Raw genomic sequence first — 14,956 nt, 5'->3', positions numbered from 1 at the left:
CGCCGTCATGTCACATCGATCCCGCAGCGGCCAGATCCTCAATCCGGCAGGGCGAACACCACGAGCGCGTCGCCCGTGCCGAAGCCCGACCCCTTGGTGAAGGAGGCGCCGCCCGCCGCCACCGCAACGTATTGCTTGCCGTCGAGGGCGTAGGTGATGGGCGGGCCGCCGATCCCGGCCCCGCACTGGAAGCGCCACAGCACGGCGCCGGTCTCGGCATCGTGGGCGTCGAGGTGGCCGTCCTCCTCGCCGGAGAAGACGAGCCCCGAAGCCGTGGCCAGGGTCCCGCCGGAGAGGCGGCTGCCGCCCTTCACGGACCACTTGATCGCCCCGCCCTTGGCGAGGTCCACCGCCGTCAGGGTGCTGAAGCTCGGTTCGCCCCTGGCCTCGGTGGTCTCGGTGTAGCGGATCGCCGGGCGGTCGCCCGACGGGGGCACCGTCCGGACCACGTAGGTGGTCGCCCCGTGGCGGACCTGGGCATAGGCGGTGCCGCCGCGGGGATCGTAGGCCACCGGGTGCCATGAGATCGCCCCGAGGGGGCCCGGGCTCACCACGGTGCCGGCCTCGGTGGGCGGCGCGTAGAGGTTCTTCTGCCGGATCAGCGGCTCGGACTTCGCCAGGAGCTTGCCCGTGCCGCGGTCGTGGACGTAGAGCCAGCCCGTCTTCGAACCCTGCGCCACGGCCTTGACCGGTCCCTGCGGCGTCGGCTGGTCGAGGAGGAAGGGCGGGCTCGCCACGTCGTAGCCCCACTCGTCGTGGGGCACCTGCTGGTAGTACCAGCGCAGCTGCCCCGTGCGGACGTCGAGGGCGACGAGGCTCATGGTGTAGAGGTTGTCGCCCGGGCGCGAGAGGCCGAAATTCTGCGGAGCCGGATTGCCGGTGCCGACGTAGATCAGGCCGAGATCCCGGTCGTAGGCCGGCGTCATCCAGAGCGAGCCGCCGCCCACCCGCCAGGCCTCCGGATGGGCCGGGGCGGCGGCCTTCTCGGCGGCGATGTCCCGGTGCAGCGGCACGCCGTCCGGCGTGGTCGCGGAGAAGTCGCCCTCCCAGCCATCCGCCTTGGTCACGTACCAGCGCCAGCGCTCGGCGCCGGTGGCGGCATCGTAGGCCGCGAGCCAGCCCCGGCGGCCGTAGCCGCCCTCGATGCCCACCACCGCGCCGCCGTCGAGGCCACCCTTGGCATCCTCGACATGGAGGCCGTAGCCGGCACCCGCGACGCCGACGATGACGAGGCCGTCGGCCACCAGGGGCGGCATCTTGAAGCCGAGGCGGCTCGATCCCTGCACCGCGCCGGCCCCGAGCTTGTCGGCCAGGGCCGAGGCGGTCTCGGATTCGCCCTCCTCCGGGCGCACCGCTTCGTGGTCCCACAGGACCTTGCCCGTGGCGGCGTCGAGGGCGATCACCCGTCCGTCCATGGTGGCCTCGAAGACCTTGCCGTCGGAGACGGCAACGCCCCGGTTCGAGGGCGGCCCGAAGATCTTCTCCGTGCGCGCCTTATGGGTGTAGGTCCAGAGCACGCGCCCACTGCGCGCATCGAGGGCGGCGACGTGGTTCTGGGTGGTCGAGACGTAGAGCGTCCCGCCCACCATCACGGGCTCCGCCTGGAAGTAGCCCGTGATGCCGGTCTGGAAGATCCAGGCCGGGCGCAGAGCCTTCACGTTGGCCCGATCGATCCCGGTGAGCGGCGAGAAGTGCTGGTTGGTGTGGTCGCGCCCGAACATCGGCCAGTCGTCGGCGGCCAGGGACGCGCTGGGCAGGCATGCGACGAGGAGAGCGGCGAGGCCGCGACGGATCGTGTTCGGCATGCGCATTCCTCACCTCGGTCGCCCCGTGGCCGGGCGATCCGCCGCAGATCTTGGGACGGGAACGTTCCGGCTTAGCCGGTTGTGCCCGTGCGCTTCGCCCCGGCGAGCTGCGCGGGCGTGTCGGCCGCCCCCATGGATTCCGCCAGGGTGGCGGCGGTCTGGCCGGCGCCATCCCGAGCGTCCGGGTCGGCCCCGTGGTCGAGGAGCAGCGCGACCATCGCGGTTCGGTCGAACATCGCCGCGGTCATCAACGCGGTGCGACTGCCGTGTCCGGTGCCGTCGACCGCGGCGCCGTGGGCGAGGAGCAGGCCGGCGATGTCCATGTCGCCCTTGAAGGCGGCGCCGGCCAGCGGTGTCTGGCCCCGGTCGTTGGGAAGTTCGGGGTCGCCGCCGGCCTCGAGGATCACCCGGGTCGCTTCGGCCTGTCCGTTGTAGGCCGCGAGCATCAGCAGGCTGTCGCCCTTGTCGTTGCGCAGGTTCGCCGGCAGGCCCTGCCCGAACAGCTCTGCGAGCTCCTCCGCGTGGCCCATCCGGGCGTACTGGAAGACCCGGGCGGCGAAGGCCAGGGTGTCGGCGTCGAGCTCGGGTTTCGGCGGCGTCGCGGGATCCATCGGTCCGTCCGGTCTGGGGATGCGGCAGGGGGCTGGCTCGGAAGCTAGCTCCGTTCGGCCCGGTGTCGAGCGACGCGCGCGATTCTCGCCTGCGCCGCCGCTCAGAATCCGTGCCGGTCGAGGGCCTCGCGCAGGATTTCGATCGGGATGGTGTAGTCGGATTGCATGCCGAGTTCCGGCGCGATGCTGTCGCCGTGGATCGAGACGTAGCTCCCGCCGACGAGGCCGGCGAGGTCGAGGAAGAAGTCGTCGAGCATGTCCTGGTTGGTGAGCATCAGGCAGCGCACGCCGGGGTCGGAGAAGGCGAGATTGCTGAGGGCGGCTCCCATGCCGCCGACGACGAAGCGCGCGGCGGCGAAGAGCTGGATCTGACGCGCGAAGGATTCCGCCTCCGGATGCACGGTTCGGTAGCCGCGCTCCGCCAGGAGAGCGACGACCTCCGCCTCGTTGACGAGCCGCCGCCGGGCGTTGCGGTTGCGGCTGACATAGATGCGCTCCGGCAAGGGCTCGGGCGGCGGGCCGATCCGTTCGCGCAGGTCCCGCGCGGCGTCGATGACGAGGGGCGACTTGGTGATCGGCTGCAAGGTGACCGGGGTGGGATAGAGCAGCTCCTCGAACACGACTTCGCGCTGGGTCAGCCAGACGATCCTGTCCGCGCCGATGCCGAGAGCCGAGAGCGACTCCCGGTACAGCGCCTCCATCGACGGGATGGCCTGGACGGTGACCTTGGCGCCGTCGAGGAGGCCGGCCCGGGCGGCCACGTGGAGCCGGGGCAGGCACTCGATGAGCCAGTGCCCGTAATTCTCCGCCCAGAGCTGCCAGAGATGCACGGTGCGACCGGCGATGCGGCGGGGGCGCGGGAGGGTGTGGTGAACCGAGCCCGTCCCGTCGGGGCCGAGCGACAGCGCGCCGAGGTAGCCGTTGCGGTCGCGGTTGATCAGGCTCTCCTCGACCAGGGCGTCGCCGACCTGCACCAGGGCGATGCCGAAGACGATCGCGTCCGGGAACCGGTAGACCCGGGCCTCCGGCGGCACGGCCTCGGAGCCGGAAAACTGCGCGGCGAAATCCGCGACCGCAGGCTGTGCGCCGAGCAGCACGGCCGTCGCCCGGCGATAGCGCGGCGCGTCGATGGCGACGGCCGGAGGCGCCGGGATCTCGGCGGCGGGACGCAGGTGGATCGGTCGGGGCACCGCGTCCGGCTTGCCGGCGATCCGGTCGCCGTCCCGGCGACGAGCCGATCCGCCCGCGGCCGCCAGGCGCCTGTCGAGGGCCCGCGCCGACCGGCTCCAGGCCCGGAGACGGTCCCATGGCCCGCCATGGCCCTGGATCGCGTAGACGCCGCCCTGGGCGAGGACCGGGAAGAGAACGGTGAAGGCCCGGGCCAGTGTCCTTTCGGAAACGGCGCGCTGATCGACGATCAGGCTCGGTCCGTGCGCGACGGCCAGCGCGCGCAGCCATCGGCGGTCTTCGAGGTCGCCGCACGCGACGGTCACGCCGGCCGGTGCGTCCTGCGCAAGGCTCGGATTCCCGGTCGCCAGGCAGATCGGCGCATGGATGAAGCGCCGTGCGAACGCGTCGAGGCCGGGGTCCAGGTGATCGCTCAGGATCAGGATCGCGCTCGGCCGCGTCGCCATCGCGAGCACCGCCGGCAGCGTCGCGAGGCGCGATATATCGCCCCGTGCGGCGCCCGCCGGGCGGGCGGATCGGAGCGCGCGCCACATCCGGCCGGATCGCACCCTTTTCCAAGCGGCCGGCAGAAACCATACTTGCACCATGCCGACTCCGAAGAAGCCACGCGCCGCATCCGACCCAGCTCCCGACGCCGAGGTTCTGAACAGGAACGTCGGGAATTCCAAGGGTGCGGGATCGAAGAGTGCGGGCTCGAGAGGTGGCGCGAAGGCGTCGAGCCCGCGGACGCCGAACTCCAAGGCCTCGAAGCCGGAGCTTCAGCCGCTCGACGAGCACCTGGCGGCGCTGCTCAGCCCGGCGCTGAACCGGAATCGCCTGCCGCCGGTCGAGCCGCCCGCTCCACCGCGTCCGGGACAGCCGAAGCCGGCGCGCGGACGCGGCAAGACGTCCGCCGCCCCCGACAAGACGTCCGGGATGGGCTTCGGCGAGGCCGCGCAGGCGACCTTCGCCCATGGCGAGGCGGCCGACGTCGATCCGCGCCTCGCACAGGCCCTGGGGCTGCGCGCGCCGGAGGACGGCCCGATGCCCGCCGGCCTCAACCCGGCCGGATCGGCGGATGACGGCGATCCGTCGCTGGCCACGGACGGCGTCTCGGCCACGGTGGACGCGCTCTCGCGCCTGCTCACCGAGGGCAATCCGCTGTTCAGGGACGGCCAGACCTGGGTGCCCCACCGCCCGGACCGGCCGAAGAAGTCCGAGGGCGGCGTCGCCTTCACGCTGAAATCCGAGTTCGAGCCGGCCGGCGACCAGCCGCGCGCCATCGCCGAGCTGGTGGACGGCGTCCGCAAGGCCGAGCGCGATCAGGTGCTTCTCGGCGTCACCGGCTCCGGCAAGACCTTCACCATGGCCAAGATCATCGCCGAGACGCAGCGTCCCGCCCTGATCCTGGCCCCGAACAAGACCCTGGCGGCGCAGCTCTACGGCGAGTTCAAGAGCTTCTTCCCCGACAACGCGGTGGAATATTTCGTCTCGTACTACGACTACTACCAGCCCGAGGCCTACGTGCCGCGTTCGGACACCTTCATCGAGAAGGAATCCTCGATCAACGAGCAGATCGACCGGATGCGCCACGCCGCCACCCGCGCGCTGCTGGAGCGCGACGACGTCATCATCGTCGCCTCGGTCTCGTGCATCTACGGCATCGGCTCGGTCGAGACCTACACGGCGATGTCGTTCACGGTGTCGCTGGAGGAGAAGATCGAGCAGCGCCAGCTCATCGCCGACCTCGTGGCGCTCCAGTACAAGCGCATCCAGTCGGACTTCGCCCGCGGCACCTTCCGGGTGCGCGGCGACGTGATCGAGCTCTGGCCCGCCCACTTGGAGGACCGCGGCTGGCGAATCGGGCTGTTCGGCGACGAGATCGAGTCGATCACCGAATTCGATCCGCTCACGGGCAAGAAGATCAACGACCTGAAGTTCGTGAAGGTCTACGCCAACTCGCACTACGTCACGCCGCGCCCGACCCTCCAGCAGGCGGTCAAGGGGATCAAGACCGAGCTCAAGCAGCGCGTCGACGAGCTGACGAAGATGGGCCGCCTCATCGAGGCGCAGCGCATCGAGCAGCGCTGCACCTTCGACATCGAGATGATCGAGGCCACCGGCGCCTGCAACGGCATCGAGAACTATTCGCGCTACCTGACCGGGAGAAAGCCCGGCGAGCCGCCGCCGACCCTGTTCGAGTACCTGCCCGACAACGCCCTCGTCTTCACCGACGAGAGCCACGTCACGGTTCCGCAGATCGGCGGCATGTACAAGGGCGACTTCCGCCGCAAGGCGACCCTGGCGGAGTACGGCTTCCGCCTGCCCTCCTGCCTCGACAACCGCCCGCTGCGGTTCGAGGAGTGGGACGCGATGCGCCCCCAGTCGATCCACGTCTCGGCGACGCCGGCCAAGTGGGAGATGGAGCAGACCGGCGGCGTCTTCGCCGAGCAGGTCATCCGCCCGACCGGCCTTGTCGACCCGGTGATCGAGGTGCGCCCGGCACGCTCCCAGGTCGACGACCTCCTCGGCGAGGTGCGCGAGGTCGCGCAGGCCGGCTACCGCACCCTGGTGACGACGCTGACCAAGCGCATGGCCGAGGACCTGACCGAGTACCTGCACGAGAACAGCGTCCGGGTGCGGTACATGCACTCGGACATCGACACCCTGGAGCGCATCGAGATCATCCGCGACCTGCGGCTCGGCGCCTTCGACGTGCTGATCGGCATCAACCTGCTGCGCGAGGGCCTCGACATCCCGGAATGCGCCCTGGTGGCCATCCTCGACGCCGACAAGGAAGGATTCCTGCGCTCCGAGACCTCGCTGGTGCAGACCATCGGCCGCGCGGCCCGCAACGCGGATGCCCGCTGCATCCTCTACGCCGACCAGATCACCGGCTCGATGGAGCGGGCGATGGCGGAGACCGAGCGCCGGCGCCAGAAGCAGCTCGCCTACAACGCGGAGCACGGCATCACCCCGCAGAGCGTGAAGCGCGGCATCGCCGACATCCTCGACAGCGTCTACGAGCGCGACCACGTCCAGGTCGATACCGGGCTCGCCAAGAACGCCGTCACCATCGGCCACAACCTCAAGGCAGTCATGGCCGACCTGGAGAAGCGGATGCGCAAAGCCGCCGCCGACCTCGACTTCGAGGAAGCGGCCCGGCTGCGCGACGAGCTCAAGCGCCTGCAGGCGACCGAGCTGCTGGTCTCGGACGATCCCATGGCCCGCCAGGGCGACGTCGAGCGCGAGGCCGGGCGCTTCGGCGCCAAGCAGAGCCGCATCTCCAAGCCGACCCTCGACAATATGGGGCCGGGCACCGACCGCGAGGTGCCCGTCGGCGCGCCGGTCTGGCAGGAGCGCCCGAAGGCCCGCTCGACGCAGGGGCTCGGCGGCCAGAAGCCGAAATACAAGGGCGGCGGCGGCCGAAAGCGCGGCTGAGCGCCGGGCCCGCCGGCTCTTTGCCCGCGAGCGGGCCGGAACCCATCGGCGGCGGCAAGGCTTGGTTCGGGATCAGACGTCCCCCCGCGCCCGGAGACCGTCCCGTGACTCGCATTCCGTCTCCCAAATCCCGATCGTCCCGTCCGGTCTTCCGGCCGCGCGCCGGCGGCGCGGTCACCGCGCTGTTCCTGTCCGGCCTCGCCCTCTCGGGCGCCGTCGGCCTGCTCGTCGGCCCCGCGAGCCTGCGCCCGGCCGCCGCGCAGACGGTGGCCAACCCGAACGATCAGCCGACCCCCGGCACCCTGCCGGGCCGCGACGACGCCGCCGGCGCGGCCGAGCGGCCCACCGGTCAGGTCGCGCCGCCGAAGGCGATCTCGGCCACGACCGCCGTCACCGCTTCGGGCGCCAAGTCGGGCGCACGCACCAATCCGCTCGACCACCTTCCGGCGAAGGATCGCGCGGCCACCGGCGGAACCCGCCGCGACTAGGGCGCTGTCCGACGAACGGTCGCCGGTTCGTCGAAGGAGAGCGCGTCCAATCGAAGGTCTCGGGACGTGACCCGACCCGACGCGGTCGGCCACGTCTCTCGCATCACCGCCGTCAGGCGATACAGGGGGAGAAACGCAATGGGTCTGCTCGATCAGGTCATCGGCGGTGTGCTCGGGCAGGTGCTCGGCGGTGGGCGCGAGCCCGAACGGGGCGGCCAGGGCGGTGCTCAGGGCGGCGGCATGCTCGGCGGCGCGATGTCGCCGATCGTCCAGGCGCTCCTCATGCTGCTCATGTCGAAGGGCGCCGGCGGCCTCGGCGATCTCCTCGGCGGCGGCCATCGCGGCGAGGCGCGCGCCCCGCGCGGTGACGATGGCGGCGATCTCGGGGGCTTCGGCCAGGACCGCGGTCAGGACCGTGGCCAGGGCGGTTACGAGCGGGACGAGAACCGCGAGAATCCGCCCCCGTCCGGCCGGGAGGGCGACTTCAGCGACCTCTCCGGCATGCTTGACGGCCCGGGCGACCGTGGTTCGGCTCCGGAGGATCGCAGCGCCGGCGCCGGCCCCTACGCGCATTTCGACGACGAGGCGCAAGATGGCCGCAGCGGCCTCGACGGGCTGATCGACCGCTTCCAGCGGGGCGGCCTCGGCGACGTCATGGAATCCTGGATCGGGCACGGCGAGAACCGCCCGGTGGCCCCCAACCGCCTCGCCGACGCCCTCGGATCGGACACGGTGAACGCCCTGCAGCAGCGCACCGGCCTGAACCGCGACGACCTGCTCGCGCAACTGGCCCAGGCGCTGCCCCAGGTGATCAACGGGCTGACGCCGCAGGGCCGCCGGCCCACGGGCGAGGACATCCGCGGCTGGTGACCGGCCGTCAGGCCGGGCCGAAGCGCATGCCGGCCTCGTAGAGCCGGAAGGTGTTGCGGCCGGCATCCTTGGCCCGGAACAGGGCGAGGTCGGCATGCCGGCACAGGAGGTCGGGATCCGTCCCGTCCTGCGGCGCCACGGCGACGCCGACGCTGACGCCCACCGTCACGCTGGTGCCGTCGAGGTCGATCGGCTGGGACACCACCTCGATCAGCCGCTGGGCGAGGGTGCGGATGCTGCTTCCCACCACCGGGCCGGTCTGGATGATCACGAACTCGTCGCCGCCGATCCGGGCCACGGTGTCCTCGGCGCGGACCAGGGTGCGCAGACGATCCGCCACCTTGCGCAGCAGGGCGTCACCGGCCTGGTGGCCGAGGGTGTCGTTGACGACCTTGAACCGGTCCAGGTCGAGGCACAGCACGGCGAAGCTGGCGCCCCGGCGCTGGCTCACGGCGAGCTCCTGGACCAGACGCTCGTGGAACAGCGTCCGGTTCGCCAGGTCGGTGAGCGCGTCGTGGCGGGCCATGTGGGCGATCTGGAACTCGGCCTCCTTGCGGGCGCTGATGTCGCGCGCCGCAGCGACGTAGCCCGTCGCGCGCCCGCCCTCGGCCTCGTAGGTCAGGTTGAAATTGACCTCGACCCAGATCCAGCTGCCGTCCTTGCGTCGATAGCGCTGGGTCGCCACCGCACGCGTCACGCGCCCGTGGCAGAGGTCGTCGAGCAGCCGGCCATAGGCCTCGGCATCGGCCGGATGGACCTGGTCCAGGGGCTTCGTGCCGATCAGCTCCTCCGCCTCGTAGCCGAGGAGGCTCCGGGAGGCGGGCGAGACGTAGCGGCGCACGGTGTCGAGAGTCGCCCAGATCACCATGTCGGAGCTGTTCTCGGCGAGCAGCCGGTAATGGGCCTCCCGCTCCCGGAGTTCCGCCTTGGCCCGGTGGAGGCTCAGCTGGGCGCAGACGACGGAGGCGAGATCTTGCAGCCGGGCGCAATCCTCCGGCGTGAACCGGCGCGGCACGCGGTCGAGGACGCAGAGGATGCCGACCCGCAGGCCGACCTGCGTGACGAGCGGCGCGCCGGCGTAGAAGCGCACGTGCGGCGGTCCGACGACCAGCGGACTGTCCCGAAAGCGCGGATCCGTCCGCGCGTCTTCCACGACGAATACCGCGTCCGACAGGATGGCGTAGTTGCAGAAGGCGCCCTCGCGCGCCGTTCCGTCGAGGTCGAAGCCGCACTTGGCGACGAAGCGCTGATGGTCCTGCGCCACCAGTGAGACGTAGGAGATCGGCATGTCGAACAGGGCCGCCGCCGTCCGGCAGAGGGCGTCGAAATGCGGCTCCGGTTCGGCCTCCAGGAGATCGAGCTCCTGCAAGGCCCGGAGGCGATCGGCTTCGTTGCTCGCTTTGGGGTACATGCGTGCCCAGGATTCCAGCGGACCGGCGCACCCGACCGAGCCGACCCGGCGCCTCCCGTGGGCCGGAACCGGCCTGATTGTCTCGGGCCGAAAGCTCTCGTCGTGTGGTTGAAGGATAGGTCTCCCGAAGAACCGGGTCGCCGTTCTTCGGACCTGACCCTCGCACCAAATCATCAAATCAGCTTTAACGGACCGGTCCCGACGATTTCTCGAACGAAACGACCGGCCGTCTTCGGACTCGGTTATTTCGCGGGCTGCGTCTGGCAGGTCGCGCAGAAGAACGTCGACCGGCCGGACTGGACGATCCGTTCGATCACACCAGTACATCCCCTGGCCCCGCAAGCATGGCCGACCCGGTCATAGACCCGAAAGGCGTGCTGGAAGGCGCCGCTGGCGCCGTCGGGCTGGGCATAGTCGCGCAGGGTCGAGCCGCCGGCCGCCACCGCCTCCGTCAGCACCTCGCCGATGACCCTGGCGAGGCGCCGCGCCTTCGGGGTCGGCGTCCCGTCGGGCCTGGCGAGGAGCCCGGCCCGCATCTCGGGATGCAGGCCCGCCCGGTGCAGGGCCTCGCAGACGTAGATGTTGCCGAGGCCGGCGATCAGGCGCTGGTCGAGGAGCGCGGCCTTCAGCGGCGTGATCCTGTTGCGGAACAGGCGGGCGACGGCGTCCGGCGTCAGGGCCTCGCTCAGGGGCTCGATGCCCATGCCGGCGAAGTGCCGGCTCTCGGCCAGGGCGGCGGTCGGAACGAGGTCCATGAAGCCGAAGCGCCGGACGTCGTTGTAGGTCACGGTGCAGCCGTTCGACATCGCCAGGACGACGTGGTCGTGCTTGGCGTTGCCCTGCGCGCCCTCGAGGTAGAAGTCGCCGGGCGAGAGGTTGCGTCCGTCCGGCAGGGCCACGTCGAAGCGGCCGCTCATGCCCAGGTGCAGGATCAGCGACTCGCCGGAATCGAGGCCGGCCACGAGGTACTTCGCCCGGCGGGCGAGGTCCGTCACCGTGCGGCCCTCCAGGCGCTCGGCGAACCGGTCGGGGAACGGGAAGCGCAGGTTCGGGCGTCGCAGGATCACCCGGCTGAAGCGGGCACCCACCAGGGCGGGAGCGAGGCCGAGCCGTACGGTTTCGACTTCCGGAAGTTCGGGCATGCGTTCGATCGGGATCTTCGGTGTGGCGTCGCCGATGGGGCACGTGCGGCGTCGCCGATGGGGAATGGGCTTGGATGGCACATGGCGATTTCGGCCACGTTTCGCTATGAGCGTCCGCGAGAGGGTGGTCCATGAGTTCGGTGAAACGGTCGGTCGATCAATCCGCGGACGAGGCGAGCACGCATTTCGGCTTCGAAAGCGTGGCCCTCGACGAGAAGCAGGGACGCGTCGACGACGTGTTCCGTTCGGTCGCCAAGCGCTACGACCTCATGAACGACCTGATGTCGGGCGGGCTCCACCGCGCCTGGAAGTCGCACCTCATCTCGATGCTGCGGCCGCCGCGCAACCGGCCCTTCCGCCACCTCGACGTGGCCGGCGGCACCGCGGACATCGCCTTTCGCGCCCTGGAGGCCGGCGGCCCCGGGACGCACACCACCGTCCTCGACATCAACGAGGCCATGCTGCGCGTGGGCGCCGAGCGGGCGGCCGACCGCTTCACCGGGCGCATCGACTTCGTCACGGCCAATGCCGAGGCGCTGCCGCTGCCCGCGGAGCGCTTCGACGCCTACACGATCGCCTTCGGCATCCGGAACGTGCCGCGGATCGACAAGGCCCTCGCCGAGGCGCACCGGGTGCTGAAGCCCGGCGGCCGCTTCCTCTGCCTCGAATTCTCGAAGGTCGACCTGCCGGTGCTCGACCGGATCTACGACGCCTACTCGTTCCACGTGATCCCGCGCCTCGGCGCGCAGGTGGCGGGCGATGCGGATTCCTACCGCTACCTCGTGGAATCGATCCGCAAGTTCCCCTCCCCCGGGCGCTTCGCCGGAATGATCGAGGCGGCCGGGTTCCGGCACGTGAGCCACCGGGCCCTCACGGGCGGCATCGTGGCGATCCATTCGGGCTGGAAGGTCTCGTGACGGCGGGTCGCGTGACGGACTCGGTCGCCTGATGCTCGGTGCCGTCGTTCACCTGGTCCGGGGCGCGCATGTCGGCTTCGTGCTCGCCCGCGAGGGCGCGCTCGCGCTGGTGGATTCCGCCGACCTGCCGCCGCACCTGCGCTTCGTGCTGCGCATCGGGCGGATGCTGGAGCGTCCCGGCCTCGGTGCCGGCGCCGGTCCCCTCCAGCGCGCGCTCACGCGCCTCGGGCCGAGCTACGTCAAGTTCGGGCAGTTCCTGGCGACCCGCCCCGATATCGTCGGCATGGCGGCGGCCCGCGACCTCGAGACCCTGCAGGACCGCGTCCCGCCCTTCCCGCAGGAGACCGCGATCCGCCTCGTCGAGGCGGCCCTGGGCAAGCCCGTGGCGCATCTCTTCGTCTCGTTCAGCCCGCCCATCGCGGCGGCCTCGATCGCGCAGGTCCACAAGGCCCATGTCCTCGACGCCGACGGCGCCGAGCGGGTTCTGGCGATCAAGATCATGCGCCCGGGCGTGCGCGAGCGCTTCCAGCGCGACCTTCAGGTCATGCGCTTCATGGCCGGCGTGGTGCACGCGCTGTCGCCCCAAGCCGAGCGCCTGCGCCCCCGCGAGGTGGTGGAGATCCTCGCCCGCTCCGTGATGATGGAGATGGACTTCCGGCTCGAGGCGGCCGCGATGTCCGAACTGGCCCAGAACACGAAGGACGATGCCGATTTCCGCGTCCCCAAGCCGGACTGGGAGCTGACCGCCCGCGACGTGCTCGCCAGCGAGTGGATCGAGGGCATCCGCCTGAACGACCGCGCCGCCATCGTGGCGGCCGGGCACGACCCCAGGGCCCTCGGCCGGGCGGTGATCCAGTCCTTCCTGCGCCACGCGATCCGGGACGGCTTCTTCCACGCCGACATGCATCCCGGAAACCTGTTCGTCGATCCGACCGGCACCCTGGTGGCGGTCGATTTCGGCATCATGGGCCGGCTCGGCCAGATGGAGCGGCGCTTCCTCGCCGAGATCCTGCTCGGCTTCATCCTGCGCGACTACAAGCGGGTGGCCCAGGTGCATTTCGAGGCGGGCTACGTCCCGGCCCACCACTCGGTCGAGGATTTCGCCCAGGCGATCCGGGCGATCGGCGAGCCGATCCACCAGCGCAAGGCCGACGAGATCTCGATGGCCAAGGTGCTCACCCTGCTGTTCGACATCACCGCTCTGTTCGACATGAGCACCCGCACCGAACTGGTGATGCTGCAGAAGACCATGGTGGTGGTCGAGGGCGTCGCCCGCTCCCTCGATCCGCAACTCGACATGTGGACCGGGGCCGAGCCCGTGGTGCGCTCCTGGATCGCCCGCAACCTCGGTCCCGTGGGGCGCGTCGAGAGCCTCGGCCGCGCCGCGCTCACCATCACCGACGTGGTCTCGGACCTTCCCGACCTGGCCCAGCGCCTGCGCCGCATCCTGGTGCGCCTCGACGAGACGGGGGCCAGCGAGGCCAACCGCCTCGACATCTTCGCCCGGTCCGAACGCAAGCGCGCGATCTGGTCGACGGTGGCCCTGTGGGGCATCGCCATCGGTGCGCTGGTGATGGCGTTCCGGTAGCCTGCTTCGCAACGATCCGTCAGGCTCGCCTCCCGAGGGGTTCAACCATGACCCGCCCGCTCCAGAACCGCCGCGTCCTCCTCGTCATCGGGGGCGGCATCGCCGCCTACAAGGCGCTGGACCTGATCCGGCGCCTGCGCGAGCGCGGGGCGCAGGTGCGCCCGCTCCTGACCAAGGGCGCCCAGGAATTCGTGACGCCCCTGGCCGCGGCGGCGCTCGCCGGCGAGCGCGCCCATACCGACCTGTTCGACCGGGCCGAGGAAGCCGATATCGGCCACATCAAGCTGGCGCGGGACGCGGACGCCATCGTGGTCGCGCCCGCCACCGCGAGCCTGATGGCGCGCATGGCCACCGGCGAGTCCTCCGACCTCGCCGCCACGGTGCTGCTGGCCACCACCCTGCCGATCCTGATCGCGCCGGCGATGAACGTGCGGATGTGGCAGCACCCGGCGACGCAGCGCAATCTCGCGACCCTGCGGGCCGATGGCGTCCGGGTCGTCGGTCCGAACGAAGGCGCCATGGCCGAGGCGGAGTTCGGACCCGGCCGCCTCGCCGAGCCGGCCGAGATCGCCGACGCGGTCGAGGCGATGCTGGCCGAGGCGCGCCCCGCCTCGGGCTTCGGCTTCCTGGCGGGGCGCGGAGCCACCGCCGATGCGCCGGCCGGCCCGCTGGCCGGCCGGCGCATCCTCGTGACCTCCGGCCCGACCCATGAGCCGATCGATCCGGTGCGCTACCTCGCCAACCGCTCCTCCGGGCGCCAGGGCCACGCCATCGCCGCCGCCGCCGCCGCCGCCGGCGCCATCGTGACCCTGGTCTCCGGCCCGGTGGCGATTCCCGACCCGCCGGGCGTGCAGGTCGTGGCGGTCGAGACCGCCCGCGAGATGCTGGCGGCGGTGGAGGCCGCGCTGCCCGCCGACCTCGCGATCTTCGCCGCTGCCGTCGGCGACTGGCGTCCGGCCGCAACCCGGGAGTCCAAGATCAAGAAGGACGGCGCCGCGCCCGCGCCCCTCGCCCTCGTCGAGAATCCCGACATCCTCGCGACCATCGCGGGGCGTTCGGCCGGGCGGCCCCGCCTCGTCGTCGGCTTCGCGGCCGAGACGGACGCGGTCCTCGACAACGCCCGCGCCAAGATCGCCCGCAAGGGCTGCGACCTCATCGTCGCCAACGACGTCTCGCCCGCCGGCGGCGTCATGGGCGGCACCGCCAACACCGTCCACCTCGTCGGTCGCGACGGCCACGTCGAGACCTGGCCGACCCTCGACAAGGACGAAGTCGGACGCCGGCTGATCCGACATTTCGCCGGCCTGCTGGGCGCCTGATCCACAGCCTCGGGAAAAGCGGGCGGAGCCGATCCGGTGCTGGCGCGTTAAGGCTTGACTAACGTCTCCCGCCGCATCATTTCGGCGTCGTTCGCACGTGCAGCACATTCGCTCGCCCGCGCGGCTCCACAGGAACTCCCGACCCTAATGCCCAGCGACAGTAGTCGATGGACCGCGCCGCCGATGGCCCTCCGCGA

General features: G+C 71.3%; 11 protein-coding genes. 6 read left to right on the top strand and 5 right to left on the bottom strand.

Annotated features, from left to right (window positions below; all coding sequences use genetic code 11):
* Positions 1 to 38: 38 nt before the first annotated feature.
* From ASF49_RS13010 to ASF49_RS13000, 3 genes are all read right to left on the bottom strand, one after another.
* Positions 39 to 1,811 (bottom strand): pyrroloquinoline quinone-dependent dehydrogenase, encoded by a 1,773-nt coding sequence (locus ASF49_RS13010; protein ID WP_056473393.1) that lies wholly within the window; start codon positions 1,809 to 1,811, stop codon positions 39 to 41.
* A gap of 65 nt (positions 1,812 to 1,876) precedes the next feature.
* The gene (locus tag ASF49_RS13005) at positions 1,877 to 2,416 is read right to left on the bottom strand and encodes an ankyrin repeat domain-containing protein (protein WP_056473391.1); all 540 of its coding nucleotides are present in this window, start codon (positions 2,414 to 2,416) and stop codon (positions 1,877 to 1,879) included.
* A gap of 101 nt (positions 2,417 to 2,517) precedes the next feature.
* On the bottom strand, positions 2,518 to 4,137 hold the full coding sequence (locus tag ASF49_RS13000) for a glycosyltransferase family 61 protein (protein ID WP_056473388.1): 1,620 nt from the start codon (positions 4,135 to 4,137) through the stop codon (positions 2,518 to 2,520).
* Between the two features lie 52 nt (positions 4,138 to 4,189).
* Between ASF49_RS13000 and uvrB the strand changes: the two genes are divergently transcribed.
* The 3 genes from uvrB to ASF49_RS12985 all read left to right on the top strand — a co-directional run bounded on the left by uvrB (position 4,190) and on the right by ASF49_RS12985 (position 8,382).
* A complete protein-coding gene (gene uvrB, locus ASF49_RS12995; protein ID WP_082511238.1) occupies positions 4,190 to 7,024 on the top strand; it encodes an excinuclease ABC subunit UvrB in 2,835 nt (944 codons plus the stop codon).
* Positions 7,025 to 7,128: 104 nt separating this feature from the next.
* Entirely contained in the window at positions 7,129 to 7,512 is a 384-nt protein-coding gene (locus tag ASF49_RS12990; protein ID WP_243214463.1) for a hypothetical protein, read from the top strand.
* Between the two features lie 138 nt (positions 7,513 to 7,650).
* Complete coding sequence (locus ASF49_RS12985; protein ID WP_056473385.1) at positions 7,651 to 8,382, top strand: YidB family protein; 732 nt, start codon at positions 7,651 to 7,653, stop codon at positions 8,380 to 8,382.
* 7 nt (positions 8,383 to 8,389) lie between these two features.
* Here the strand turns inward: ASF49_RS12985 and ASF49_RS12980 are convergent, their stop codons facing one another.
* Together ASF49_RS12980 and mutM are read right to left on the bottom strand one after the other, a co-directional pair.
* On the bottom strand, positions 8,390 to 9,793 hold the full coding sequence (locus tag ASF49_RS12980) for a sensor domain-containing diguanylate cyclase (protein WP_082511237.1): 1,404 nt from the start codon (positions 9,791 to 9,793) through the stop codon (positions 8,390 to 8,392).
* Between the two features lie 242 nt (positions 9,794 to 10,035).
* The gene (gene mutM, locus ASF49_RS12975) at positions 10,036 to 10,935 is read right to left on the bottom strand and encodes a bifunctional DNA-formamidopyrimidine glycosylase/DNA-(apurinic or apyrimidinic site) lyase (RefSeq protein WP_056473383.1); all 900 of its coding nucleotides are present in this window, start codon (positions 10,933 to 10,935) and stop codon (positions 10,036 to 10,038) included.
* Between the two features lie 131 nt (positions 10,936 to 11,066).
* On the opposite strand from mutM, the gene ubiE reads away from it, so the two are divergent.
* Genes ubiE through coaBC form a run of 3 tightly spaced genes read left to right on the top strand, consistent with a single transcriptional unit; the run spans position 11,067 to position 14,759 of the window.
* Positions 11,067 to 11,852 carry a bifunctional demethylmenaquinone methyltransferase/2-methoxy-6-polyprenyl-1,4-benzoquinol methylase UbiE gene (ubiE, locus tag ASF49_RS12970; RefSeq protein ID WP_056473381.1) on the top strand — a complete coding sequence of 262 codons (786 nt, stop codon included), beginning with the start codon at positions 11,067 to 11,069 and terminating at the stop codon, positions 11,850 to 11,852.
* Positions 11,853 to 11,883: 31 nt separating this feature from the next.
* Positions 11,884 to 13,440, top strand: a complete 1,557-nt coding sequence (gene ubiB / locus ASF49_RS12965; RefSeq protein ID WP_056473378.1) for a 2-polyprenylphenol 6-hydroxylase — start codon at positions 11,884 to 11,886, stop codon at positions 13,438 to 13,440.
* Between the two features lie 47 nt (positions 13,441 to 13,487).
* The gene (gene coaBC, locus ASF49_RS12960) at positions 13,488 to 14,759 is read left to right on the top strand and encodes a bifunctional phosphopantothenoylcysteine decarboxylase/phosphopantothenate--cysteine ligase CoaBC (RefSeq protein WP_056473376.1); all 1,272 of its coding nucleotides are present in this window, start codon (positions 13,488 to 13,490) and stop codon (positions 14,757 to 14,759) included.
* The last annotated feature ends 197 nt before the right edge of the window (positions 14,760 to 14,956 follow it).

Origin of the sequence: Methylobacterium sp. Leaf104 (assembly GCF_001422885.1) — a bacterium.
GTDB lineage: Bacteria > Pseudomonadota > Alphaproteobacteria > Rhizobiales > Beijerinckiaceae > Methylobacterium.
Note: the sequence above shows the minus strand (reverse complement) of the source record. Positions and strands in the feature narration are given on the sequence as shown.

Bases quoted from the DNA above. Each gene is read 5' to 3' on its own strand.
- ASF49_RS12980 (WP_082511237.1), bottom strand. From the start codon at position 9,793: ATGTACCCCAAAGCGAGCAACGAAGCCGATCGCCTCCGGGCCTTGCAG.
- ASF49_RS13000 (WP_056473388.1), bottom strand. From the start codon at position 4,137: ATGTGGCGCGCGCTCCGATCCGCCCGCCCGGCGGGCGCCGCACGGGGC.
- coaBC (WP_056473376.1), top strand. From the start codon at position 13,488: ATGACCCGCCCGCTCCAGAACCGCCGCGTCCTCCTCGTCATCGGGGGC.
- uvrB (WP_082511238.1), top strand. From the start codon at position 4,190: ATGCCGACTCCGAAGAAGCCACGCGCCGCATCCGACCCAGCTCCCGAC.
- ubiB (WP_056473378.1), top strand. From the start codon at position 11,884: ATGCTCGGTGCCGTCGTTCACCTGGTCCGGGGCGCGCATGTCGGCTTC.
- ASF49_RS12985 (WP_056473385.1), top strand. From the start codon at position 7,651: ATGGGTCTGCTCGATCAGGTCATCGGCGGTGTGCTCGGGCAGGTGCTC.
- mutM (WP_056473383.1), bottom strand. From the start codon at position 10,935: ATGCCCGAACTTCCGGAAGTCGAAACCGTACGGCTCGGCCTCGCTCCC.
- ASF49_RS13005 (WP_056473391.1), bottom strand. From the start codon at position 2,416: ATGGATCCCGCGACGCCGCCGAAACCCGAGCTCGACGCCGACACCCTG.
- ubiE (WP_056473381.1), top strand. From the start codon at position 11,067: ATGAGTTCGGTGAAACGGTCGGTCGATCAATCCGCGGACGAGGCGAGC.
- ASF49_RS13010 (WP_056473393.1), bottom strand. From the start codon at position 1,811: ATGCGCATGCCGAACACGATCCGTCGCGGCCTCGCCGCTCTCCTCGTC.